Below are 24,205 nucleotides of genomic sequence, written 5' to 3' on the forward strand. Positions count from 1 at the left end.
GTAGATCTCTTCCGAATTATATTGGGGCACAACGGCCTTATCGTCACCGTCCTGTTCTTCTTTATCCCGCGTATGTTCGAATCGTTTCGAAACCACTACTCCATGAATAGCGAACTTACCGAATCCTCATTGCTGATCCTCAGCATTGTTTCAGCAAGCAGACTGGCCACGCTCAGCTGCTGAATACGATCACAGCCCTTGGCGTCTTCTCTCAAGGGAATGGTATCGGTGACCACCAACTTGTCCAGGGCGGAATTCTCGATCCGCTCCACTGCCTTGCCTGACAATACCGGGTGAGTGCAATAGGCCAGCACCCGCTCCGCTCCGTGCTCCTTAAGGGCCCTCGCTGCTTCACACAGGGTGTTGGCGGTATCCACCATGTCGTCCATGATTACGCAGGTGCGTCCCTCCACCTCGCCGATTATGTTCATCACTTTGGCGACGTTGGCCTTTGGCCGCCGTTTATCTATGATTGCAAGATCGCATTCCAGACGTTTCGCCATCTGCCTTGCCCGCACTACCCCGCCTACATCCGGGGAAACCACCACCAGGTTCTGGTAATCGCTTTTCCAAAGATCCCCCAGCAGGATCGGCATGCTATAGATGTTATCTACCGGAATATCAAAAAAACCCTGAATCTGATCAGAATGCAGATCCATGGTCAACAGCCTGTCTATCCCTACGCTCGTCAACATATTCGCCACGACTTTGGCGGTAATGGGCACCCGTACCGAGCGAGGCCTGCGATCCTGACGGGCGTAGCCGAAATAAGGCATCGCCGCCGTAATGCGCCCGGCGGACGCGCGCTTCAGTGCATCGATCAGCACCAGCAGTTCCACCAACGTATCATTGGTAGGCATACAGGTGGATTGCAAGACGAATATGTCCTTGCCTCGAACATTCTCGAGAATCTCCACCATTACCTCGCCGTCGCTGAAGCGGCCTACAGTCGCACGTCCTATGCGGATATTCAGATGCCGCACCACGTCCTGCGCCAATTTGGGATTGGCGTTGCCGGTAAAAACCATCAGGCTATCGTAGGCCATGACCTGGGAGCTTTAAGTTTGAAAATCCGAATCGGAACTGAGGGATCAAGTAACACAGCCGAATACAAGCGGATACAACCGATTCATAAAGTACCGGGTTGCCTGGCCAGCCTTGAATTTCAGGACCTGAAAATTGGCTGGGGAGGTAGGGATCGAACCTACGAATGCCGGAATCAAAATCCGGTGCCTTACCACTTGGCGACTCCCCAATTATTATTCCGCAAAATCATGCAAGGGATGGCGGTCCAATCCCTGCGCTACAAAACCACTCATATCGGATGGAACCTCGGCAAACGCGGCCCTCGCGGCAGGCTCCGTGTCGAACTCTGCAAATACACAGGCGCCGGAACCTGTCATGGCCGCCATCCGCGTGTTACCAAGCTGTTTGAGCCATTCGAGATAGCGCGCGACCTCGGGATATGACCGGCATACCACGGGCTCGAGATCGTTATGCCCGTGCCCCACGTAAAAGGGCGGTATTTTGATCGGAATTGTATTTCGTGTCAATTCCTTACTGGTAAAAACGTGCGCGGTCGGCACGTGTACGGGAGGTGTCAGGATCAGATACCACGCGGGTGGCAGAACGATAGGCGAAAGTTTCTCACCTATGCCTTCAGCAAAAGCGTTTTCACCAAAAATGAAGACAGGCACGTCCGCCCCCAGTCCGAGCCCCAGTTTTATCAGTTGGCTCCTTTGCCAGCCTAAACCCCATAAACGGTTGAGCGCCAGCAATGTCGTGGCGGCATCTGAACTACCGCCTCCCAGTCCGCCTCCCATCGGAATGCGCTTTTCGAGGAAAATATCCACCCCCAGGGAAATGCCGCTTTCCTGTTGCAGCAGTCTGGCGGCCCGTACGCACAGATCCTTGTCCTCAGGCACGCCGGAAGTGGGCGTATGCAACTTGACAACGCCATCCATCCGTAGCGCAAAATGGAGCTGATCCGCAAAGTCCACCAATCGAAAAACCGTCTGCAGCAGGTGATAGCCATCTTCCCTTTGTCCGACCACATGCAGGAAGAGGTTAAGTTTTGCGGGAGCCGGGCAGGTCAGTCGGGTGACCAGACCCGTGCCAGCTTCAAGGATTTCCTGCATTCCAGGCGTCTATCACAAGTTTTATCTGAAGGCCGTCGCGTTTGAGGGTCAATAATCTCGGAAGCGCCGTCCCTGATTTTGAAGTCTCTACCGGCACCCTGGCGGAATAAGCCAGATAATCGATTGTCCAGCCGTCCTGGCGAATAGCCATCACTTGCCCGTCAATATTCATATCCATGGCAGCCGCGGTAGCAGGTGAACTCATGCTTTGCACCCAGTACTGCAAGCCCATGAGCGGCAAGCGCCATCCCAGCACCTGTTCCGTGAGATTCTCCACATCGGCGGCGTAATAATTCTCTCCCTCCGAAGTCGTCAAAAACACTCCGTCCGGAGTACGCTGAATCTGCGCCAAAGTTTGTCCCAATGGGGAAAGCAGAAGTATTTCATCGCCTCTTTCGCGATGATGCCATTGTACTCCACCTGAAAAACTTTCTTTGCCGCCTTTTACCGACACCCGGCCGATTAACCCGAAATCTGCAGCCTTTGCGTCGACCATCTCGGGAACGGGCTGGGTGACGATGGTGCGAACGACGTTATTCTCGGGAGCAAGGGCGGCGCAACCTCCAAAAAAAAGTGATGCGCATAAAACAGGAAACCACCAGAAAAAAACAAGGCGGCTTTTTAACGGGAAACAAGCCCGGCCCTGGGATTGAGATTTAGATTGAGCCGCCATTAGACCAGCATGATCCATGACCTTTCGAAGGTGTTGCACTACTTCATGAATTTCTTCATCGTGCCCAGCAACACCTCATTATCCGGATGATTCTTGAGCGTGGTCTGCCAAACGTCTTTCGCCTCTTCCCTTGTTCCCTGCACCCACAGAACTTCACCCAGGTGAGCCGCAATTTCCGGATCGGGGTTAAGGCCGAACGCCTGCCGCAGGTAGCTTAGCCCCTGATTGAGATTACCCATCCGGTAATGCACCCACCCCAGGCTGTCCATGATGTAGGGATCATTGGGGGAAAGTTCGATCGCTTTTTCGATGAGTTCCAGTGCTTCCGGAAGCCGATCGCTGTGCTCCGCCAGACCGTAGCCGAGCGCGTTATAAGCATGGGCATGGTCCGGCCTCAGCTGAATCAGCTTGCGCAAGTCCTGTTCCATGATGTCCGATTTGCCGATTTTTTCTGCCGCCAAGGCCCGGTCATAGAGCAGATCGGGATAGTCGGGAAGCTTTTTAAGGGCGTCACTCAGCAACTGGAAGGCTTTCTTGTAGTCCCCGGCCTCGCGCAGCAATTGCGCCTCGGCAACTGCCAACTGTGCACGTTGCTGATCATTCGTGATCGGCAGTTGGTGCAAGTGCTGGAGGCCTTCGTCCATCTTGCCCGTTTTGCTCAGCAGGAGGGCGTATTTTATTTGAGCGGGAATATATTGAGTGCCGCTCGTCACTGAGCGGTACCATTCCATCGCCTCGTCAATTTGCTGCGTTTTCTCATTGATGCCGCCGAGATAAAAACGCACCATGCCGGGATCTCTGTAACCCAATTCCAGGGCTTTCCTGAAATATGACTCGGCCGACTCGTATTCCTTTAGTTCCATGGACAGCAAACCCACCGCTACCGCGACGTCGGCATTGCCAGGATTCTCCTCCAGCAATTGCTGGAACTGCTCTCGTGCCTTGCCATAGTCTTTTTCGGCGAGCAATAACCGGGCATAGGTAATTCGTGTATCGTTTGCCTTGGGATAAGTTCTCAGATAGTCTTCAAAGTACTCAAGGGCGCTCGCATTGGACATACGCGCCAGTATTCGCCCCTGGTAAATTGCCGCCATCTCCCACTCGGGACGAAGCGCCAGCGCCTGTTTCATTTCTGCCAAAGCGACATCGAATTGCTCGGCAAACCATGCTGCCTGGGACACGGCGAAATGCGCTTCCGGGAGCTCGGGATAGGGTTGAGCGAGCTGTTTCACCAATTCAAATGTCGTATTCTTGTTGGCGTTCCGTACCAGCAAGCTGTTCAATTGCATGAAGGCCTCATCGATATTATCCCCGGCAGAGGCGAGCAACTTCTCGAGATGTGGCCGGGCTTCCTCCAGTTTGTCAAAATTCACGAGCAGCGCCGCCAGCGTCTGCCGGGCTCCGACCGAATTCGGATCAAGTTCTGCCCAAATGTTCGCCGATTCCAGCGCAGCTGCAGGCTGACGTGCTTGAAGCGCGATTTCAGTGGCACGCTGGGCGACGCGCGGGTCATGAGTACTTTTTGCAAGCTTGAGATAAGTGCGGACGGCGATGTCCGTATCGCCTCGCTGCAGAGCTGTCTCGGCGAGCAGGAAATCGAACAGCATCGGCGGAGTCAAATCCTGACTGGGCAGTTTTGGCTGTCCAGCTCCGATTTTCGCTACTGGCTTGTCCGCTTTGATATTTGTTTTAGCAGGCAACTGCGAACAGGCAGCAAGAAAAAGCAGCGGCAGTGCGCCAGCAATTTTAAGACTCATGGAAAAATCCAGAAAAGGTTCGAGAAAGACTATAAATGGCGGGGTTGTTCTTCAAGACAGTCCACATATTAGGTATATTTTACGCTTATCACAAGTGGACATCTTAATCATGGCACTGCAAACCTTCCTTGAAGGAGTTCTGCAAGCCTGAGCGCCGGATGCGCTCCCTTAATGAATGCAGAAACGTAAAGGGAGGCGATACAAGGAGTGATTTGGTAATTCGAACTATCGTGCCCTTCGGGGGGCTGCATGATGGCTGAACGAAATGCGTCCATGGCCATTTCGGCTCGCGGCCTTTGCCGCTGTTTTGGCACCCGTGCGGCAGTGCATGACGTCAACCTGGAACTGAGGCGAGGTGAAGTTCTGGGATTTCTCGGCCCTAATGGCGCCGGCAAAACGACAATCATGCGCATGCTCACCGGTAATTTAACCCCCAGCTCCGGCACAGTTGAGATCTGTGGTATAGATTTGCTGGGCAAGCCGCGCGAGGCCAAGGCATGCATCGGGTATCTGCCCGAGATACCGCCACTCTACCGGGAATTAACAGTAAACGAATACTTGCGGTTTGCCGCCCGGCTTCATCGAGTCCATAGCGCAAAAATTCACTCCGCTTTAGCGAAGGTCACGCAACGCTGCGGGCTGAGCAGTACCGGGGACCGGTTGATCGGTTCGCTGTCCAAGGGCTATCAGCAACGGGTGGGAATCGCCCAGGCGATCATTCATGATCCTGAGGTCATCATACTCGATGAGCCGACGGCAGGCCTTGATCCTAACCAGATACGGGAAATCCGCACTCTCATTCGCGACCTCGCCGCGGAGCGCAGCGTCATCCTATCCACCCACATCCTGTCCGAGGTTGACAACGTATGCGACCGGGTGCAAATCGTGCATGAGGGGCGAACGGTACTGGATGAGTACATGGAAAGACTGAAGCAGAAAGGAACAAACCTCGAGGAATCATTTGCGCATTTCACCAAGAATCACGCAACTTCTTGAACAGCTCGATATGGCTTGGCATGCCACACCGTGAATCTCCAGCAGGAGAAATGCTCATTTCCTGCTTCGCGGAAGCTAGACTGTGCTCTACCGAACAGTGGGAGCAGCTAAAATGCTTTAACCTGTTTCCGTCGTCGTTTTAACGCCTCAACATCTAATTGGGATACCGAAGACGGCGGTTGAACGTAAGTTCTTACCAGGAGATGATTATGAATAAAGATCAGGTGAAAGGAACCGCGAAAGACGTCGCAGGAAAAGTTCAGGAAGAGGCCGGCAGGGCGGCAGGAAACAAGGAACATGAAGCCAAAGGGCTCGGCAAGCAAGTCTCCGGCAAAGCCCAAAAGAAATACGGAGATGCCAAGGAAGCCGTAAAGGACGCAGCCGACAAGCTGTAAGCTTCAGGTTCCGATATTCCCTCCAACCCGCTGCGGCGGGTTTTTTGTTTTATTCGCTCCGCTTATAACCACCTTTTCCAGATCAACTTAATCAATTCCAAGTGTGGTAAAACGAACAGATGGGAGATGATAGGTACGCTAATAATTATATACGGATCAATGAACTTTTAATGGTTACATATGGCCGTTTACAAGGACAGTACCTTCCTTATCGAATGTGATCGCCCTCACTTCGATACAAGATTTGCCCCTGGCACCACCGTGTCAGCTAGCGGTATCTATCGCTGCACGTGTTGCGGCCAGGAGACTGCTGCAGGGATAGGGCAGTTACTGCCAGGGCACGACCAGCATTCTCATCCTTTCGAATTTGGTCCTGCATGCTGGCAACTCATTGTCTTGGCCCAGTAGATGCAGTCCTTTTAACGCAACTACCCACCCTTCAATGCATCCGGCACGCATATTCCCCCGTCTAACACATCACGGAAGAGTTGCGTTGACGATCCCTGGCATATTTCCGATGCCGAGAATGAGAAGTTTTGCTTTCGGTGCGCATTCGGTACTATCGCGGAAATTTTGATTTTAGACCGCCTTCTTGCACAATAGAATTTTTATTATCGAACAGGGAGCAGGCGTGGCAACCGGTTCCGATTTGGCCTGCCACGTCCTGGCATGGCAATTGGCAAAGAAAGCCTTACGCAATACCGTGCCCCCATCGCAAAGGCGTATCAAAATAATTTATTATGATTTTTGTCGTTGCTCACAAGGAACTAAAGATATTGTTCGGCTCGCCGCTGGCCTGGGTGATACTTGCGCTGGCTCAATTGGTGTTGACCTGGGTCTTTCTGGCGCATCTCGACACTTTTCTTGAAATTCAGCCGCAGCTCATCAGGATCGCCAATCCACCAGGGATAACCGAATCAATTGTCGCACCATCATTTGCCCTGGCTGCCATCGTGCTGTTGATGACCACGCCCCTGTTAACCGCGCGTCTCATTGCGGAGGAGCGCCGCAATCACACTCTGTCTTTTCTTATTTCGGCGCCCATCTCCATAACCGATATCGTACTGGGGAAATTTCTCGGCCTGATGATCTTCTTATCGGTTGTGATTGCTCTGGCTGCCGCTTTATCGCTCTCTTTGCTGGCGGGAGGTACGCTGGATTTTGGTTTATTGCTGAGCAATATCATCGGCCTGCTTCTCATAGCCGCCTGTTTCGCCTCGCTCGGACTTTATATTTCCTGCCTCAGCGCTCAGCCCGCTGTCGCCGGCGCCGGTACGCTAGGCATCCTGCTCGGGTTGTGGGTCATGGATAATGTTGCCGGGGAAGAGGATGGCATAACGCGCAGCTTTTCTCTGCTTGCGCATTATGAAAACTTTAATCGCGGAATAATCGATACTTTTGGTCTTGCGTACTTTGCGCTTTTTATTCTGATCTTTCTGATTTTGTCTATTCGCCGGCTGGATGGTGAAGGGCTGTATGATTAAAGCGGCAAGATATTGAGGGATAATGACGCCTGTAGATGACAAGCTGCGTTTGCGCCGGTTGGCGCAAAACAGCGTGTTCGTGATACTGCTGATATCATTGCTTGCATTGCCAGGCTACCTGGCATGGGAAACACGCACCCAGTGGGATGTCAGCCAGAATGAACGCAACAGTTTAAGCCAGGCGAGCGAAGAGGTGCTGCAAAAGCTTGACGGCCCCCTGACAGCCACCGTCTACGCGACGTCGCACGACGCCCAACTTGGGAACGTTTCGAAAATAATCGGGGATTTTCTGTCTCCTTACCAGCGTAGCAAGCCCGATTTCAACGTGACATTCATTGATCCCGAGGAGCAGCCGGCGCTCGCGCATGAGGCCGGCGTTCAGACCAATGGAGAAATGGTGGTTGAATTCGAGGGCAGACGCGAGCGTCTCACTACGTTTAACGAGCAGGCTCTGGCCAATTTGCTCATGCGGCTGGCGCGACCCGGGGAAAAACGGGTAATGGCGCTCAGCGGCCATGGCGAGCGCAAGCTGGACGGTGTGGGCAACCGCGACTTGGGGGAATTTGGCAAGCAACTGGCAGCAAAGGGGATTAAAACAGAGGCGCTCAACTTTGCCGCGGCCGCGGACGTGCCGCCCGATACCAGCCTGCTGATCATATCCTCGCCACAATTTGACCTCCCGGAAGGCGTGGTGGATAAGGTGCTTGCCTATATCGAGAGCGGAGGCAATCTTTTATGGTTACTGGACCAGGAGCCTATGCATGGACTACAACCGCTGGCCGAGAAACTGGAATTGACGCTCACCCCCGGCGTAGTCATCGATCCTCAAGCGCAGCGGTTGAAACTGCCCATCACTTTCTCGATGGGTGCAAATTACGGGCAGCACCCGGTTACGCATAATTTTGATTATATTACTGTGTTTCCTTTTGCCAGGCAGATCACCATCAACGACAGCGAAGAATGGCACAGTGTCTCACTGGTGGAAGCCGCACAGAACGGATGGGTGGAGACTGGCAAGCTGGACGGGGGGATTGTCTTCGAACCCATGTATGACGTCTCCGGCCCCGTCAGTATCGCCGCTACGCTGAGCCGCACCCTATATGAGCGGGAACAGCGCATTGCCGTCATCGGCAGTGGCTATTTTCTCGCCAACAGTTATCTGGGCCATGGCAAGAATCTGGATTTTGGGGTTAACCTCGTCAATTGGCTGGCTGGCGATGATGACCTTATCACTATTCAACCCCGCGCGACACTCGATGGCAGTCTGGCCCTGGATGAACCGGCGCTAACCATGATTGCCTGGGGTTTCCTCATCGTGATGCCGCTGATTTTTACGGCAAGCGGGGCAATGATATGGTGGAAGCGGAGAAGGAAATAAACATGCGCTCCCATTTGCATTTCATGAACTGGCATCTCTTGCTATCTCATTGAGTAATTCTTACACCGGACATCCAATTGCCCGAACTGCCTGAAGTCGAAGTTATCCGTCGCGGCATCGTATCCCGGCTTGAAGGGCAACGGGTTGCTGCTGTCACGGTAAGAAATTCCCATATGCGCTGGCCGGTGCCGCCTGATCTTGGGCAGACACTTGTCGGCCTGGTAATCGGAAAGGTGATGCGGCGTGGAAAATACCTTCTGTTCGACTGTGCCAGGGGCACGTTGATTGTACATCTTGGCATGTCGGGCAGCCTGAGATTGCTACCGGCCACAGCCATAACCGCGCCTCAAAAACATGACCATGTCGATCTGGCCTTCGAGAACGGGATGATTCTTCGCTTCAGAGACCCGCGCCGTTTCGGCGCCTTGCTATGGTCGTCAACCGATGTCACGTGCCACAAATTACTCGCCCAACTTGGGCCCGAGCCGCTGACGGAAGCATTCAACGGGAACCTGCTATACAAGAAAACCCGGCGTCGTAGCGCGAGCATTAAGGAAGTGTTGATGAACAGCCGCATCGTCGTCGGCGTCGGAAATATTTACGCTAATGAAGCGCTCTTTCAAGCAGGCATCAATCCAACCACTGCCGCTGGCCGGCTCGGGCTGAGCAGATGTGCAAAATTGACCCGGGCAGTAAAGGATACACTCAATCTTGCGATCGAAGCGGGGGGTAGCACCTTGCGCGATTTTGTGGGTAGCGATGGTAACCCCGGCTGTTTCCAGCAGCGATATCTTGTGTATGGCCGAACCGGGCAAAGCTGCCGGAAGTGTGGTACAAATATCAAGCAAATCAGGCAGGGGCAGCGTTCGAGTTTTTATTGTCCACATTGTCAAAGATAAACCAGAAGAGAGCGACAGAATTGGGAAATTTCATCACAGGATCTGCATGAACATTACCTTCGTTGGCGGCGGGAACATGGCTCGCGCCTTGATCGGCGGGCTGTTGCAACGGGATTATTCACCCGGGCAGATACGCGTGGTGGAAATCAATGCTGAAACCCGCATCAAAATAAAAAATGAATGCGATGTGGAAACCGTGGCGGAACTTGCCGAAGGCCTCTCGAATAGCGATGTAATCGTGCTGGCGGTGAAGCCGCAGCAGCTTTCAGTAGTGGCGCGAGAACTTGCGCCACTACTCAACAAGCATCTGGTCATTTCTATCGCTGCCGGTATTCGCGCAAAGGATATCTCCCGTTGGCTTGCGGGCTATAGCCGCGTTGTGCGAGCCATGCCCAATACACCGGCGCTGGTTCGCGCAGGTGTCACGGGTCTATATGCCATGCCCAGGGTGAGTAATGAGGAAAAACACCGTGCAGAGGCAATACTCGCCGCAGTCGGCACTGTGCTATGGGTTGAAAGCGAAGAACTGCTGGATGCGGTGACAGCCGTTTCCGGCAGTGGTCCGGCTTATGTATTCTACTTTCTCGAGGCGATGCAGAAGGCAGGGCATGAGTTAGGACTGGATGCGGCCCAGGCTCGGCGACTGAGCATCGACACCTTTCTCGGCGCTGCCGGGCTTGCAGGTCAAAGCGATGAAAACGTTTCCCTCCTGCGCGCTCGGGTCACTTCGCCGGACGGAACCACTGAACGCGCCATTCGGTCGCTTGAAAATGAGGGGGTCAAAAATGCAATCGGTCGGGCGATTCACATCGCATACCAGCGCTCACACGAAATGGGCGACGAGTTCGGTAAAACGTAAACCTAGCACCCGCAAATATTTGACAATATGTTCAATCAGATGCTGATATTTCTGCTCGACACCTTGCTGGGCTTGTTTTCTCTGGCGCTGTTGCTGCGTTTTTACATGCAACTGCTCCGCGCGCCCTACCGCAATCCGCTGTCGCAATTTCTCATCGCAATTACCGACTTTCTGGTAAAGCCCGCGAGACGGGTAATCCCCAGCTTCAGAACGCTGGATCTTTCCACGTTGCTGCTGGCGTGGCTTGCACAAGTCGCGTTGCTGACCGGCGTGCATATGCTTCAGGGCTACGTTTTCAGCTCGACTATCGGTCTGGCGGCCGCGGGACTATCGCTGCTTGCCCTGGTGGAAATCATCAAGATGACGCTCTACATCATAATGGCAGCGGTAATCGTGCAGGCCGTGCTCTCCTGGTTCAATCCATACAGTCCGCTGGCCCCGGTGCTCGACAGCTTTACCCGGCCGGTCCTCGGCGTTTTCCGCCGTTATATTCCTCCCATCGGCAATATCGATTTGTCACCATTGTTTGTGCTGGTGATTATTCAATTGCTGCTTTTTGTGGTGGGGGGGATGGAGAGGGAAATCTCCCGTCTGTTCTAATGCCGGATCTGGAATCCTGCACGTGGTGCCGCAGTGAAAGCAGTGATGAGCGCCTCATCCTCACCTTGCACATACAACCCGGCGCGAAACGCACCGAAACAGTGGGATTGCACGGCGACGCGCTGAAAATCAGACTAGCAGCCCCGCCGGTAGAAGGCGCTGCCAATGCTGCGCTGCTGGAATTTCTTGCCGGGATTTTTTGCGTGCCGCTGCGTCATGTGACGCTCCGGCAGGGAGCGAAATCGCGGCGCAAAGTGGTCGAAATAAGGCAAGCCGCCCGTGGACCTGATGCACTGTTCAAGGCAACTCGGATCAAGCTCAATGCGGATTCCGGATCATGAGTATCTTCTATCCATGACGAGGCCGGATGTATTCAGTATCCCAAAATAAATGATTATTTTGCGATGGTGATACTCGGAACGCCAGTGCGCGGCAAATCCGTGATCGTCATCTGGAATAGCAGATATAGCATCTGGAAGGCCTCCCGATTCCAGCGCGCAAGCGGTCCTGTTGTATTTACCGCGTAGTACCGGTTATGTGAGCGTATCGACAGGTCAGCTTCCGGAAGCTCCGAATCCGACACAACGAGTTCCATTGTGGAGACCGGATTCTCGTCACGTTTGACAGGTGGGGTTCGGGGATCTTTCTCGACATGATACTCAGGCTCGTCGCCGATAGAACGGCCGAGGAAGCCGAGAATTGCATGAAAGCTTCTGAGCCTGAAGACTCCTTTGATAGGCCATTCACCACCCGGGTGGTTGGGGCGTACATCAAAGGCAACATCGTTCGTGACCCAATCCGTTGCCTCTTCGCTTAACTGTGCCCGCTCCGCTGGCGACAGCGTAGCCGGGTCGTAGTTGGTAATGAGGACTGGACCCGGCGCTTGCTTGCGCAGCGTATAGGTATTCTCCTGCTTGTTATAAACCACGAAAAACTCTTTCTCCAAAGCCTGAAAGCCTTCTGCTGTAAGCGAGCCAGCGGAAATGGTCCAGGTGCGGTCCAGGATCAATGGGTCGGCATAGAGCTGGTTCTGGTCTTGAATGGCTGAGAGATGAAGCACCACGCGACGAAACATCTCGTAGCCTTCCGGATCAGAAGATGTATTGCGGTACGCCACATGCTGCGCCGGGTATTGAATGCGCACTTCCTGCGCCATCAGTCTCAGCAAGAGATCGATATCGTAACGCTGGCGGAGCAGAAGCGTGAGTTTGCTTTGCTGGAACGGAGTGAGGAGCCGTTTGGTGAAGTCTTCGCCCTCGATCGGGACAATGCTGATGGTGGGGTTTTCAGCGACGCTCCCGCCAAATATCGGCATCAGCACTTGTCCGGCGAGTCCTCCCAGCGCGGGCGTAGCCCCGGCATTGAAACGGAAATCAAACGTTGCCGCGACGTTCGAGACGCCGGTAAAGTGGATAGGCTGATGGTGATGTGCGCGGGCAATATTCATCAGCAGTTGTTTGGACGCTGCGCTGGTGATGGCGTCGTCATAAGCCCCGACTGCGCGGTTGAGCGTGATGGGCGATACACAACCGGAGAGCGCGAGCAAGAACCCGAGGCACAGCAATGAGCGTAAACACCGAAGGTGAAGGACATCCGTGCGCGTTATCTTCATTGGGCCGAGCCGAGCGGAACAGAGTTGTTGATGATGACCAGTATGTGCTTAAGTGTGCTTGTATCATAAATGGTTGAGCCTGCCTAGCAGGCAGGAATTGCAAGCCCAAAGGGAGGAAGTTCCGGAGAATTTTTTCACTTCCAAAGCTAAAGGTTATGAACTGGGGATAATCTGCCGAACGATCATGTTGTAAATCGAAAGTATTTGCGATAGCAACGTCCTTTATCGGAATCGCGATAGCTGTCACCGACGTTTCGAGCGTGCTACGCTTCAAAATGCGGTGACGAATATTCTTAACATCAGAATCAGGTCGTCAAGGTCTTCACGATTATTACCGCGGTTTTTTTACCCCCCACGCTCGTGGGCACTTTCTACGGCATGAACTTCGCCGTAATGCCCGAGCTTTCCTGGGAACACGGATTCATCTATTCGATGGTCCTGACGTTATCGGCCGCATTGCTACCGCTTTTATACATAAAACGTAAAGGGTGGTTGCGGTGAACTGGCTTGCACGTTCGCGGCCGACGCGGCACGGAACTCCAAAGCCGCCATCCGGTCTATCACGCACGCGAAAGAAATGTTGCTTCACATCTTGGAACCGTTTGACTTCAACCAACAGGCTTTTGCGTTAGTGGGAGGCCGGGGTATTTTTTGCTATATTGATATTGAAGCAATCATGGATAATAAAGTTGATGCTTGAAAGAGGGCTATAAGGAATCTCTACATACAGGAGAATCACATGAAGCAACTTTTGATCGCGTCCGCTTTAACGTTGAGCTTGATGTCAACCGGTGCCGTTGCCCAAGAGGAAGCAACCTCTGTGGGTAGTCCCGGCGACCCGACCCAGGTTTCACGCACTATTGAAATAACGATGGTGGATAACCGTTTCAAACCTTCAGAGGTAAAAGTGAAACAGGGTGAAACGGTAAAATTTGTGCTTAAGAACAACGGCGAGAAAAAGCATGAAATGATGATAGGCACGCCGGAGGAAATCGATGAGCACGGGAAAATGATGAAAAAATTTCCGGACATGGAGCATGCCCATGAAGGGAATTTAATTACAGTCGACCCTGGCAAAACGGGAGAACTGGTGTGGCATTTCACTGAAGCCGGTATAATCAGCTTCGCCTGCCCGCTGCCAGGCCACTTTAAAGGAATGAATTTCCCGGGTATGAAGGGAACAATCACAGTGGAAGCCAAATGAAAATATCAAAGTACACATTGCTGGCCGGATCGATACTCATCGGCACGCTGACCGGAACCGGTGTCTACGCATCGGCAACAGCAGTCGAGGTCTACAAGAGTTCGACTTGTAAATGCTGCGCAAAATGGGTCGACCATATGCGCGCAAACGGGTTTACCGTCAATACGCACGATGTAGGCAACAAGGAAGCCCGCGAGCGCGCAGGAATTTCCACTACGCTAGGTTCGTGCCACACTGCCCTGGTTGACGGCTACGCAATCGAGGGCCATGTGCCTGCCCAGGATGTAAAGCGGCTTCTCAAAGAGCGTCCCCGCGCTATTGGGCTGACCGCGCCGGGCATGCCACACGGCTCCCCAGGGATGGAAGGCGCCCGTAGCGATCCCTACGACGTGCTTTTAATAAACAAGCAAGGCGGTACGACCGTATACAGCCACCACTCGCCATCCGATCCGAAAGAATCCGTGATGAGACTGAAATGAGGCGCAGGAAATTTTTTGCTGCCATAGACGTGTATAAGAAGAAGTTTTTCACCGTTGCGATCCAGCCTGCAGGCTCAGTTGCAATGAGCATGAAAACCGGCGCAGCATGAGCATCCGGTTTTTCGTCCTGACCGGCATGGCGGCTGTTCTTATTGCCGGTTGCGGTGAGTCAAAGCCGCCCGCCACATCGTCTGAAACACCTGAGGCAGTTGAAACGCCTGCGCCGCCTTCTACTTCACCGACGCCGCCTCCGGCCGGACCGGACATATCCGCCGCCGAGCAGCCGGCCTCCACCCCCAAGGTGGAGGAGCCAAGAAATCTGGCGGCGCGTAAGCTGGCTCCGGAGAAAATCAAGCGCGGTGAAGATGTTTATCGCGCCAATTGTGCAAGTTGTCACGGTCCCAATGGAGAAGCCACTCCCGGTTGGCGCACTCCCGGCCCGGACGGCCGATACCCACCCCCGCCACTGGATGGCAGTGCTCATGCGTGGCATCACTCAACCGAGACGCTGGAACAAATGATAAGGGAAGGTAGTCCGGGTGGCGGTATGCCGGCTTGGGATGGAAAATTGACTAATCAACAGATTGATGACGTGATTGTCTGGATAAAATCGCTGTGGCCGGATGAGGTTTACGATATCTGGTATAAGGAAATTGAAAATAAGCCGCTGCCAAAACAGCAGGGTTAAAGATCCGTCGCGGCGGGGGCATACAGCAAGTGCCTCCGCCGAGGATACGGATTGCAGCTATCCGGGGAGATAGGCTTAAGTCAGCGGTTGCACCACTACACTTGTAGCCTCCAACTGTCAAATCGAACGGTTGTGCCCAAGCCGCTCGATTTCAGGTGCAGGGAGGCGCCAGCCGCTAATCCTCAGGCTAACCCGGCCTTAGGTGCGCCTGTCACTGCCTTAATTCCCTTCTTGGCGGCAGCGCGGGCAGGAAGCTTCTCACGAATACGCGCAGATTTGCCGGAGCGATCACGCAGGTAATAAAGCTTCGCACGTCGGACATCACCGCGACGCTTTATCTCAATGCTGGCGATTAAAGGCGAATAAGACTGAAAAGTCCGCTCCACACCCTCGCCGCTCGATACCTTGCGTACCGTAAAGGCGGAGTTGAGGCCCCGGTTGCGCTTCGCGATGACAACGCCCTCATAAGCTTGTATCCGCTTACGCTCGCCTTCCACCACTTTAACGTTAACGATTACGGTATCGCCGGGGGCGAAATCTGGAATGGTCTTGTCCAAGCGGGTAATTTCTTCGCTTTCGAGTTGTTCGATCAAATTCATTTGCGACTCCTTGCTCTTTATTCCCTGGTTTCAGTTGATTTCAATTCGTTTCATAGACGTGCTGGAATTCTTCCAGTAACTTCTTCTCTTCGCTTGTGAGGCCGTGCTCCATTTTCAGCGCCAGCAAATCCGGCCGCCTCAGCCATGTCCTGCCAAGCGACTGCTGTAATCGCCAACGCTTGATTCTGGCATGATTGCCGGACTTCAGGACGTCGGGTACGACATTTCCATGATAGACCTCCGGCCGGGTGTACTGGGGAAAATCCAGCAAACCCGCTACAAATGAATCCTGGGTGGCTGACTCGGGATCTCCCAGCACCCCGGGCATTTGTCTCACCAGACAATCTATCAGCACCATGGCCGCCAATTCGCCGCCCGAGAGCACATAGTCGCCAATTGAAATTTCGTAATCCACCTGCCGCTCTATCAGACGCTCATCCACGCCTTCATATCGCCCGGCGATTAATATCAGCGCAGATAGTTTACTCAGTTCCAATACCAGGGCATGGTCCAGTCGACGCCCCTGAGGCGAAAGATAAATCGCTTTCGTCCCGCATAAGCCGTCGGCTATCTGTCTTTGCCTGGCAGCGGTAACTGCCTTTTCCAGCGGCTCCGCCAGCATCACCATTCCTGGCCCGCCACCGTAAGGGCGGTCGTCTACCCTATGGTAATTATCCTCGGTAAAATCACGGGGGTTCCAGGTGTGTAAGCGATAAATCGCGTTTTCGTTCGCCCTGCCGGTTACACCATGCTTGGTGATAGCGTCAAACATTTCCGGAAACAGTGTGACGACATCAAATTCACAAGTCATGGCTTAATAGTCCGCGCCCCAATCCACCGTTATCCGGCGCGCCTTCAAATCCACTTTAACAATTACCTGATCGATAAAAGGAATCAAACGTTCCCCTTCACCATCTTCCAGACTTTGCACCTGAAGCACGTCGTTTGCGCCGGTTTCCAGTAATCCCGCTACTTTCCCCAGCTCTTCACCCTGCAAATTCACAACCTCGAGGCCGATGAGGTCAGACCAGTAATAACCGTCTTTACCGCTTTTTGACAAGACCGGCAGCTGACTGCGAGGAATTGCAACCTCCAAGCCCTTCAGCCGCATCGCCTCGGTACGGTCCTCGTACTGCTCAAGTAAAGCGGTCAGTACATTTCCGTGAACTTCGCTCCCGGCAACCTTGAACCCGCGCCAGTTGCCATCTCCCCTGCCCAGCCACCATTTCGGGTAGTCAAGCAGCCCATCTATGTGTTCAGTATAAGGAAAAACCTTGATCCAGCCGGCTACACCGTAGGGGCCGATGACGCGCCCCATCACCGTCATCGGTCCGGCTGTTTGGTCTGGCTCAGCTTCCTGCGGCTTCTTGCTTCGAATCAAACTGCTTGACCAGCCTTGTCACAGTGGCCGATAACTGCGCACCGTGCGATTTCCAATAAGTAACGCGGTCCATCTGAACGCGCAATGCTTCTTCTCCCCCAGCCGCCCTGGGGTTATAAAAGCCAATGCGCTCAATAAACTTGCCATCGCGAGCGTTGCGCGAATCGGCAACAACCATGTTAAAAAAAGGACGTTTCTTGGCGCCGCCTCGCGCCAGGCGAATAATGACCATGTGTTATGCCTATAGGAGGTCTAAAACCGAAAAGGGGGTGATTTTACGGCAGTTATCGCTGCATTAGCAAGTAATACTCACTGTCCGCGCAAAGAACAGACATATTACCTGTATTTGTAGCATGTGCCATGCCGGTTCATCCTATCGGCGGAATCGAGCATAGCGGCCTGAAATCTGCGTTGAATATCGCGGCCCTATTCTGACGACACGGAATGGTGACGGACACGCTCCTTGCGAATCAAGAAATGAGCGAATCGCATCCGACATTCCGTTGTACGTCATGAAGTCCCAGTGGCGCGGGCGCATCTACATTGTAGATCGTCAAACCACCCTGCTCACGAATCGTATTTACAGAGTCAGGTAAACCGCCCCTCCCTCCAAGCTTGCGCTCTTGTGGGCAAGAGGCTATGTCACGCCTCTGCAATCATCTCGAATCCACCATAGATCAAGCGCTTGCCGTCAAATGGCATCGGATTCGCGTCGGGCTGCATGCGCGGATCCTCCATCACCTTCTTCCAGGCTTCGTCGCGCGTCTGGCGAGAAGGCCAGGTTACCCACGAGAACACCACCGTCTCGTCCGGCTGGCACTTGACGGCCATCGGAAAAGACGTCAGCTTGCCCTCGGGCACGTCATCGCCCCAGCATTCGACGACGCTTACCGCCCCGTACTCTTTGAATATTACGGCAGCCTTCTCGGCATGCTGCCGGTAGATTTCCCGATTCGCCGTAGGCACGGCAGCGACGAATCCATCGACATAGTTCATGTTATTCAAGATTGATCTCCTTCATGGTTTGAATCGAATCAATAGGGCTAAAGCTAAATTGAACCAAAAAGCCATGTCTCGCGTTATGCTTTTCAATATAGCAAAAGCGAATCTCTATGCACCTTGTCTGATGGAAGATGAAGAATCCCTGTCTCTCCATAAATTAAACTTTAAAAGATAAACCTTATCAGGGAAGTCAGTGGGCCACTTCCCAATTCGGTCCCACACCTACCTCCACCAGGAGCGGTACATCGAGTCTGGCCACATCACCCATGAGTTTTGGCAATTCGCATTTTATCATTTCGATTTCATCATCCGGCACTTCCAGCACCAGTTCGTCGTGGACCTGCATGATAAGCTTGCTGGCAAGGTTTTCCGATGCCAGCCAGCCATGAACCGCTATCATGGCGAGCTTGATGATGTCAGCCGCCGTGCCTTGCATTGGCGCATTGATGGCGGCGCGTTCCGCTCCTTGCCTGCGGTTGCCGTTGGAACTGTTGATTTCCGGCAGCCATAGCCTGCGCCCGAACACCGTTTCGACATAACCCGTTTCTCTCGCGGTTTCCCGGGTGCGCTGCATGTAATTTGCCACCCCTGGATAGCGTGCAAAGTAGCGGTCCATATAAACCCTCGCGGCCGGGCGGTCGATGCCGAGTTGAGAGGCGAGCCCGAATTCGGACATGCCGTAGATCAGGCCGAAGTTAATGACTTTTGCGTAACGGCGCTGCTCGCTGTCCACCGATTCCAGCGGGACACCGAATACTTCCGAGGCTGTGGCGCGATGTACATCCTCGCCGCCGGCGAAAGCCCTCAGCAACCCTGCATCCTGGGAAATATGCGCCATGATGCGCAACTCGATCTGCGAATAATCAGCGGAGACGATGCTGTGCCCCGGCGAAGCTATGAATGCTTCACGAATGCGACGGCCTTCGGCAGTGCGTACCGGAATGTTTTGCAGATTTGGTTCGTTGCTGGCAAGCCGGCCCGTCACCGCTACCGCTTGCGCATAGTTGGTATGCACCCGCCCGGTAGCTGCGTCGACCACGCGCGGGAGCTTGTCCGTATAAGTGGATTTGAGCTTGGCGAGGCTGCGATAATCGAGCAGAACTTTGGGCAGGGGGTAATCCAGCGCAAGGCGCTGCAGCACATCTTCATCGGTAGAGGGCACGCCACCCGGCGTTTTTTTAATGACCGGCAGCTTGAGCCTGTTGAACAGCACTTCCTGAATCTGCTTTGTTGAATTCAGGTTGAACGGCTGACCGGCGATGGTGCATGCGCGCTCCTCCAGCGCCAGCATTTTCTCGCCGAGTTCGCGGCTTTGGCTTTCCAGCAGCTTCAAGTCCAGCAGCACGCCGTTGCGCTCGATTTCGAACAGGATGTCCATGACCGGCATTTCAAGAGAGAGGTAAATATAATCGAGCTTTACATCCTCCGAAATGCCGGGGTACAGGTGTTGATGCAGTTGCAGCGTAATGTCGGCATCCTCTGCCGCGTATTGCGAGGCTGGTTCTATATCCACCTGATCAAAACCTATTCTGGCGGCTCCTTTACCGGTAATCTCGTCGTAACTGGTGGTTTTGACGCCGAGATGCCGCAATGCAAGGTTATCCATGTCGTGCGGACGGTGAGGTTCGAGCACATAAGACTGCAGCAGCGTGTCGTGGACGATGCCGTTTAAAGCAATGCCATGATTGGCGAAGATATGCTTGTCGTATTTGAGGTTCTGCCCCAGTTTAGGCTTGGCCGGGTTCGTCAGCCAGGGCTTGAGCTTCTCGAGGACGAGACCGATGGGCAGTTGCTGGGGCGCCCCGGCGTACCGGTGCGTTAGCGGCACGTAAGCCCCCTGATGAGGCTTAATGGAAAATGCGAGACCGACAAGTTCGGCCTGCATCGGATCCAGCGAGGTGGTTTCCGTATCAACCGAAACAAGCGGTGCGGTATCGAGGCGCATGACCCACTCATCGAGCTGGGATGGAGTGAGGATGGTTTGATAGTCTGCCCGCACCGGTTCCGGATATAGTCGATCTGTAACTCCCTTCTCATATCGGGTGGCGGGAATTGCACTGCCTTGCTCTTTTCCGTCCGGTTCCTGCAGCAGTTCCCGCAACCAGGTTTTGAAATCCAGCCGTTCGTACAACTCCGCCAGCTTTGCGGCATTCTGCGGTTGCAGCCCAAGGTCATGCAGGCCTATCGGTAATGGAACATCGCATTTGATGGTAAGAAGCTCGCGGGATCGGCTCAACCAGTCCAGGGCCTGCCGCAAATTTTCTCCAACCACGCCGCCAATTTCATCGGCATGAACAATAAGATTGTCCAGCGTGCCGAATTGAGCGAGCCATTTTACTGCTGTCTTGGGACCCACCTTTGGCACGCCGGGAATGTTGTCGGATGTATCTCCGACGAGTGCCAGATAATCCAGCATGCGGGCTGGCGTTACCCCGAACCGGACAGCCACGCCGGCCTCGTCCAGTGTCTCGTTCGTCATGGTATTGATCAATGTTACCTGCGGATTCACCAGCTGTGCGATGTCCTTGTCGCCTGTCGAAATTATGCACCGCATATTCTCGCGTTCAGCCTGCTTGGCCAGGGTTCCGATCACATCATCCGCTTCCACCCCTTCCACTATCAACATCGGCCACCCCATTGCCTTTATGCACTCATGAAGCGGTTCTATCTGGGCCGCGAGGTCGTGCGGCATAGGTGGCCGGTTCGACTTATACTGGGCGTAGAGATCGTCGCGAAAAGTCTTGCCTTTTGCATCAAATACGCACGCGCTATAATGGGCCTCGTAATCCTTGTGCAAACGGCGCAGCATGTTGAGCACGCCATAAATTGCGCCGGTCGGCTCGTTGTTGCGGTTGCGGAAATCCGGCAGCGCATGAAAAGCGCGATACAGATAGGATGAGCCGTCAACCAGCAGTAATGTTTTCATTTAACTTCCAAAGGTTTTTCAATGAGCCGGAAAGATAAAGAAGCCCGCACCATGACGAATGATTTTCGGGAAAAAACCTGGGCGGCAAGAGAGTCGTGGCGCGTGTTCGGGATTATCGCAGAATTTGTCGAGGCGACGGAACGCCTGAACTCGATCAAGCCCGCAGTAAGCATCTTTGGCAGCGCGCGCACGCTCCCCGATCATCCGTACTATAAGCTGACCGAGCAAATCTCCCGCCAATTGTCCGATGCGGGTTTCTCCGTCATTTCCGGCGGCGGGCCAGGTATCATGGAAGCGGCCAACAAGGGCGCTTATTTTGGCGAGTCGCCCAGTATCGGCCTGAACATCCAGCTCCCGCATGAGCAAAACCGTAATGACTACCAGGACGTCAGTCAAACTTTTCGCCATTTCTTTGCCCGCAAATACATGTTCGTTAAGTTGGCTACCGCCTATGTCGTGCTGCCGGGCGGGTTTGGCACGCTGGACGAACTCATGGAAGCGCTTACGCTGGTTCAGACCGGCAAGACGAGAAGAATGCCTATTATTCTCGTTTGTTCCGATTTCTGGCGAGGTATGCTCGACTGGCTCCAGAACGTGCTCGTTGAAGAAGGTATGATCGCCCCGGAAGACATGGAATTGATACAGGTGATTGACGAGCCCGCCGAAGTGGTGGATGCGATATTCAAGTATTACGAAACTCGCGGCTTCGAGCCTTCCGCGGCGGAACGGGAGATTCAACTCAATCTGTAACAGCCGTGTCATTTCGGATAGAATGACATATTGGCCCTGCGGAGGCACCATGCATCGTCTAGCTCTTGCACTGTTATTGAGCTCTGCACTACCAGCTGCGGCGCAATCAAACCAGCCCAAGGACCTGCGGCCCCTGCCGGAGGTCCCGGAGCCGCCGGAGTTGGCTTTGCCGTCGCCGGGAGCAGAGGAAGAGGATGAGTCACTCGAACCTCAGGTTACCATCACCCGGCGCGGCGAGGACAAGATCGAGGAGTACCGCATCAACGGGCGCCTCTACATGATCAAGGTTACGCCCCGCATTGGACTGCCGTATTATCTGATCGACAATCATGGGGACGGCACGCTCTCTGCGCACGAGACTGGCGGTCTCGATCAACGCATTCGTCCCCCGATGTGGGTAATACGCGAGTTTTGACATTTTCATAAAAGACAGCAGGATCGCGTCTGTCCACACCGCTTTAGCCTTATCTTTTTTCTCGCTCATGTCTGTCTTTACTACCGTTACCCAACAGCAGCTTTCTGTATGGCTGAGGCGTTATTCTCTCGGCACGCTGATCAATCTGCAGGGCATCTCCTCGGGTATCGAGAATACGAATTATTTTGTCACCACCAGCCATGGCAAATACGTCCTTACCCTGTTCGAGAAACTGAGCCCTTCCGACCTGCCCTACTACCTGAACCTGATGGCGTATTTCTCCCGCCATGGCATCCCATGCCCCAGTCCGATTGCTGATCTCAACAACCAGTTTCTCGGTGAACTCAATGGCAAGCCCGCAAGCATCGTTACATGCCTGCCGGGGAAATCCCAGGAACATCCCACCGCAGCGCATTGCGCAGAAGTTGGCGAGCTTTTGGCGAGCATGCACTTATCCGGCCTGTCCTATCCTGAAAATATGGAGAACTCCCGAGGACCTAAATGGTGGAAAGCGGCGGCGCTCGATATCATGCCTTTCCTGGCGGCCGAGGAAGCCGAGATCCTCAAGGAAGAATTGCGTTTTCAATCATTGTACCGTTTCGAGAATCTTTCCCGCGGCGTAATCCACGCGGACCTGTTTCGCGACAACGTGTTATTCAATGACGGTGCGCTTGGGGGCGTCATCGACTTTTACTTCGCCTGCAATGACGTGTTGCTATTCGATCTTGCCATTACCGCCAACGACTGGTGCCTGAATGAAAATGGCCAACTGGACGCGGCGCGGACATCGTCCCTACTCCAGGCGTACCACCATACCCGTCCGCTTTCCGCCAATGAACATGGGGCCTGGCCAGTGATGCTGCGTGCGGCAGCGTTACGCTTCTGGTTGTCGCGGCTGCAGGATTATCATTTGCCACGCATGGGAGAACTCACCCATGTCAAGGATCCTGTTCACTTCATGCATATACTCAAGAATCATGCGGCATCCCACTCCGAACTGGCGCAAGTTTGGGTTTAAAGCAATAATTTAAGCAATAAGCTGCTGGTCAGCAAATTGCTATCGATTCGGCGAGCAAACAGTACAAACGTCGTACCAGCGGAATCCAGTATCCAGTAACGTTTAAAGCGGCCACTGGTGGCTCCGGGCTGGATTCCGGATCAAGCCCGGAATGACGAAAATCAAAGTATTTCTGCTGGATAAATAGTGGGCGCAACCCCTCGGAGATGAGAAAATGGAAGTCAGGCAAGTCGATGCAAAACAAGGCTGGCAGTGGATAGTAACGGGCTTCGGCCTGTTCCGCAAAATCCCTTTGGTATGGATTATCGTGTGTTTCACGTTGATGCTGATTGCCTTTACGCTGGCGCTGATCCCAATGGCGGGGCAATTTATTTTCACGCTACTCTCCCCGGTCTTTTTAGCTGGAATCATGATGGGCTGCAAAGCGCTCGAGCAAGGGGAGGGACTGGAAGTCGCCCATTTACTGTCTGGTTTCCGGAGCAACCCCGCGCCGCTGATCACCATAGGCGGAATTTACCTGATTGGGCAGATCTTGATTCTCGGTGTGTTCATGCTGGTTGGCGGCGACGTGCTGATGGGTCTATTGATGGAGGGAAAACGGGTCGATGAAAATGAGTTGAAAAGCGTTTCGGGAGATATGTTGTCCGCCTCTCTCGTGGGGCTGACATTATCCATCCCCTTGTTGATGGCTGTCTGGTTCGCGCCTTTGCTGGTGATCTTCAAGGGCGCGCCACCATTGGAAGCAATGCGTCTGAGCTTTTTCGCATGCCTCAAGAATATTATCGCGTTCCAGATTTATGCCGTGATACTGGTGGTGCTGACGATAATAGCTACCATACCTTACGGGTTGGGGTTGTTTGTGCTGATACCCACTGTGTTCGCTTCCATTTACACGAGTTACAAGGACATCTTTGAGAGCAGCGCGGCCACGGCGTGAGCGTCCCGCATCCCG

At 53.7% G+C, this 24,205-nt stretch carries 27 protein-coding genes and 1 tRNA gene; 16 read left to right on the forward strand and 12 right to left on the reverse strand.

Annotated features, from left to right (window positions below; all coding sequences use genetic code 11):
• Positions 1-95: 95 nt before the first annotated feature.
• The 5 genes from BMZ14_RS06240 to BMZ14_RS06260 all read right to left on the reverse strand — a co-directional run bounded on the left by BMZ14_RS06240 (position 96) and on the right by BMZ14_RS06260 (position 4,568).
• A complete protein-coding gene (locus tag BMZ14_RS06240) occupies positions 96-1,046 on the reverse strand; it encodes a ribose-phosphate pyrophosphokinase (RefSeq protein ID WP_074795893.1) in 951 nt (316 codons plus the stop codon).
• 134 nt (positions 1,047-1,180) lie between these two features.
• Positions 1,181-1,255: transfer RNA gene (locus BMZ14_RS06245), tRNA-Gln, on the reverse strand.
• 4 nt (positions 1,256-1,259) lie between these two features.
• Positions 1,260-2,138 carry a 4-(cytidine 5'-diphospho)-2-C-methyl-D-erythritol kinase gene (ispE, locus tag BMZ14_RS06250; RefSeq protein WP_074795895.1) on the reverse strand — a complete coding sequence of 293 codons (879 nt, stop codon included), beginning with the start codon at positions 2,136-2,138 and terminating at the stop codon, positions 1,260-1,262.
• Positions 2,122-2,829, reverse strand: coding sequence for a lipoprotein insertase outer membrane protein LolB (lolB, locus tag BMZ14_RS06255; protein WP_083396686.1), 708 nt, complete (start codon positions 2,827-2,829; stop codon positions 2,122-2,124). Before lolB ends, ispE begins: the two co-directional genes overlap by 17 nt.
• A 20-nt stretch (positions 2,830-2,849) precedes the next feature.
• The gene (locus BMZ14_RS06260; RefSeq protein WP_074795896.1) at positions 2,850-4,568 is read right to left on the reverse strand and encodes a tetratricopeptide repeat protein; all 1,719 of its coding nucleotides are present in this window, start codon (positions 4,566-4,568) and stop codon (positions 2,850-2,852) included.
• A gap of 249 nt (positions 4,569-4,817) precedes the next feature.
• On the opposite strand from BMZ14_RS06260, the gene BMZ14_RS06265 reads away from it, so the two are divergent.
• From BMZ14_RS06265 to BMZ14_RS06300, 8 genes are all read left to right on the forward strand, one after another.
• Positions 4,818-5,564: an ABC transporter ATP-binding protein gene (locus BMZ14_RS06265; protein ID WP_371265615.1), complete on the forward strand. Its 747-nt coding sequence runs from the start codon at positions 4,818-4,820 to the stop codon at positions 5,562-5,564.
• A 209-nt stretch (positions 5,565-5,773) separates the two neighbouring features.
• Positions 5,774-5,959 carry a CsbD family protein gene (locus BMZ14_RS06270; RefSeq protein ID WP_074795900.1) on the forward strand — a complete coding sequence of 62 codons (186 nt, stop codon included), beginning with the start codon at positions 5,774-5,776 and terminating at the stop codon, positions 5,957-5,959.
• 740 nt (positions 5,960-6,699) lie between these two features.
• The gene (locus BMZ14_RS06275) at positions 6,700-7,443 is read left to right on the forward strand and encodes an ABC transporter permease (RefSeq protein ID WP_083396687.1); all 744 of its coding nucleotides are present in this window, start codon (positions 6,700-6,702) and stop codon (positions 7,441-7,443) included.
• 22 nt (positions 7,444-7,465) lie between these two features.
• Positions 7,466-8,821 carry a GldG family protein gene (locus BMZ14_RS06280; protein WP_074795903.1) on the forward strand — a complete coding sequence of 452 codons (1,356 nt, stop codon included), beginning with the start codon at positions 7,466-7,468 and terminating at the stop codon, positions 8,819-8,821.
• 77 nt (positions 8,822-8,898) lie between these two features.
• The gene (gene mutM, locus BMZ14_RS06285; RefSeq protein ID WP_074795905.1) at positions 8,899-9,720 is read left to right on the forward strand and encodes a bifunctional DNA-formamidopyrimidine glycosylase/DNA-(apurinic or apyrimidinic site) lyase; all 822 of its coding nucleotides are present in this window, start codon (positions 8,899-8,901) and stop codon (positions 9,718-9,720) included.
• Between the two features lie 46 nt (positions 9,721-9,766).
• On the forward strand, positions 9,767-10,579 hold the full coding sequence (proC, locus tag BMZ14_RS06290) for a pyrroline-5-carboxylate reductase (RefSeq protein ID WP_074795907.1): 813 nt from the start codon (positions 9,767-9,769) through the stop codon (positions 10,577-10,579).
• 27 nt (positions 10,580-10,606) lie between these two features.
• A complete protein-coding gene (locus BMZ14_RS06295) occupies positions 10,607-11,179 on the forward strand; it encodes a YggT family protein (protein ID WP_074795909.1) in 573 nt (190 codons plus the stop codon).
• Entirely contained in the window at positions 11,179-11,520 is a 342-nt protein-coding gene (locus BMZ14_RS06300; RefSeq protein WP_074795911.1) for a DUF167 domain-containing protein, read from the forward strand. Before BMZ14_RS06295 ends, BMZ14_RS06300 begins: the two co-directional genes overlap by 1 nt.
• Before the next feature lie 53 nt (positions 11,521-11,573).
• On the opposite strand, the gene BMZ14_RS06305 is transcribed toward BMZ14_RS06300, so the two are convergent.
• Positions 11,574-12,791, reverse strand: coding sequence for a hypothetical protein (locus BMZ14_RS06305; protein WP_074795913.1), 1,218 nt, complete (start codon positions 12,789-12,791; stop codon positions 11,574-11,576).
• Positions 12,792-13,151: 360 nt separating this feature from the next.
• Here BMZ14_RS06305 and BMZ14_RS15605 point away from each other — a divergent pair, with 360 nt between their 5' ends.
• The 4 genes from BMZ14_RS15605 (at position 13,152) to BMZ14_RS06325 (ending at position 15,162) form a co-directional block, all read left to right on the forward strand.
• Positions 13,152-13,292: a CorA family divalent cation transporter gene (locus tag BMZ14_RS15605; protein WP_371265616.1), complete on the forward strand. Its 141-nt coding sequence runs from the start codon at positions 13,152-13,154 to the stop codon at positions 13,290-13,292.
• Between the two features lie 238 nt (positions 13,293-13,530).
• The gene (locus BMZ14_RS06315) at positions 13,531-13,995 is read left to right on the forward strand and encodes a cupredoxin domain-containing protein (RefSeq protein ID WP_074795915.1); all 465 of its coding nucleotides are present in this window, start codon (positions 13,531-13,533) and stop codon (positions 13,993-13,995) included.
• Complete coding sequence (locus BMZ14_RS06320) at positions 13,992-14,474, forward strand: DUF411 domain-containing protein (protein WP_074795917.1); 483 nt, start codon at positions 13,992-13,994, stop codon at positions 14,472-14,474. Before BMZ14_RS06315 ends, BMZ14_RS06320 begins: the two co-directional genes overlap by 4 nt.
• Positions 14,475-14,580: 106 nt before the next feature.
• Positions 14,581-15,162: a c-type cytochrome gene (locus tag BMZ14_RS06325; protein WP_074795919.1), complete on the forward strand. Its 582-nt coding sequence runs from the start codon at positions 14,581-14,583 to the stop codon at positions 15,160-15,162.
• 182 nt (positions 15,163-15,344) lie between these two features.
• Here the strand turns inward: BMZ14_RS06325 and rplS are convergent, their stop codons facing one another.
• From rplS to polA, 6 genes are all read right to left on the reverse strand, one after another.
• Complete coding sequence (gene rplS / locus BMZ14_RS06330; protein WP_074795921.1) at positions 15,345-15,761, reverse strand: 50S ribosomal protein L19; 417 nt, start codon at positions 15,759-15,761, stop codon at positions 15,345-15,347.
• Between the two features lie 40 nt (positions 15,762-15,801).
• On the reverse strand, positions 15,802-16,572 hold the full coding sequence (trmD, locus tag BMZ14_RS14775) for a tRNA (guanosine(37)-N1)-methyltransferase TrmD (protein ID WP_074858355.1): 771 nt from the start codon (positions 16,570-16,572) through the stop codon (positions 15,802-15,804).
• 3 nt (positions 16,573-16,575) lie between these two features.
• Entirely contained in the window at positions 16,576-17,088 is a 513-nt protein-coding gene (gene rimM / locus BMZ14_RS14780; protein WP_074858352.1) for a ribosome maturation factor RimM, read from the reverse strand.
• A 22-nt stretch (positions 17,089-17,110) separates the two neighbouring features.
• Positions 17,111-17,374, reverse strand: a complete 264-nt coding sequence (rpsP, locus tag BMZ14_RS06340; RefSeq protein WP_074795923.1) for a 30S ribosomal protein S16 — start codon at positions 17,372-17,374, stop codon at positions 17,111-17,113.
• A 410-nt stretch (positions 17,375-17,784) separates the two neighbouring features.
• Positions 17,785-18,138: a DUF1428 domain-containing protein gene (locus BMZ14_RS06345; RefSeq protein WP_074795925.1), complete on the reverse strand. Its 354-nt coding sequence runs from the start codon at positions 18,136-18,138 to the stop codon at positions 17,785-17,787.
• Positions 18,139-18,334: 196 nt separating this feature from the next.
• The gene (gene polA, locus BMZ14_RS06350; RefSeq protein ID WP_074795927.1) at positions 18,335-21,070 is read right to left on the reverse strand and encodes a DNA polymerase I; all 2,736 of its coding nucleotides are present in this window, start codon (positions 21,068-21,070) and stop codon (positions 18,335-18,337) included.
• A 21-nt stretch (positions 21,071-21,091) separates the two neighbouring features.
• Between polA and BMZ14_RS06355 the strand changes: the two genes are divergently transcribed.
• The 4 genes from BMZ14_RS06355 (at position 21,092) to BMZ14_RS06370 (ending at position 24,190) form a co-directional block, all read left to right on the forward strand.
• Entirely contained in the window at positions 21,092-21,820 is a 729-nt protein-coding gene (locus BMZ14_RS06355) for an LOG family protein (protein ID WP_074795929.1), read from the forward strand.
• 49 nt (positions 21,821-21,869) lie between these two features.
• On the forward strand, positions 21,870-22,235 hold the full coding sequence (locus BMZ14_RS06360) for a DUF2782 domain-containing protein (protein WP_074795931.1): 366 nt from the start codon (positions 21,870-21,872) through the stop codon (positions 22,233-22,235).
• A gap of 67 nt (positions 22,236-22,302) precedes the next feature.
• The gene (locus BMZ14_RS06365; protein ID WP_074795933.1) at positions 22,303-23,253 is read left to right on the forward strand and encodes a homoserine kinase; all 951 of its coding nucleotides are present in this window, start codon (positions 22,303-22,305) and stop codon (positions 23,251-23,253) included.
• A 214-nt stretch (positions 23,254-23,467) separates the two neighbouring features.
• Positions 23,468-24,190 carry a BPSS1780 family membrane protein gene (locus BMZ14_RS06370; RefSeq protein ID WP_074795935.1) on the forward strand — a complete coding sequence of 241 codons (723 nt, stop codon included), beginning with the start codon at positions 23,468-23,470 and terminating at the stop codon, positions 24,188-24,190.
• Positions 24,191-24,205 lie beyond the last annotated feature (15 nt).

It is taken from the genome of Nitrosospira briensis (assembly GCF_900115125.1).
GTDB lineage: Bacteria > Pseudomonadota > Gammaproteobacteria > Burkholderiales > Nitrosomonadaceae > Nitrosospira > Nitrosospira briensis_A.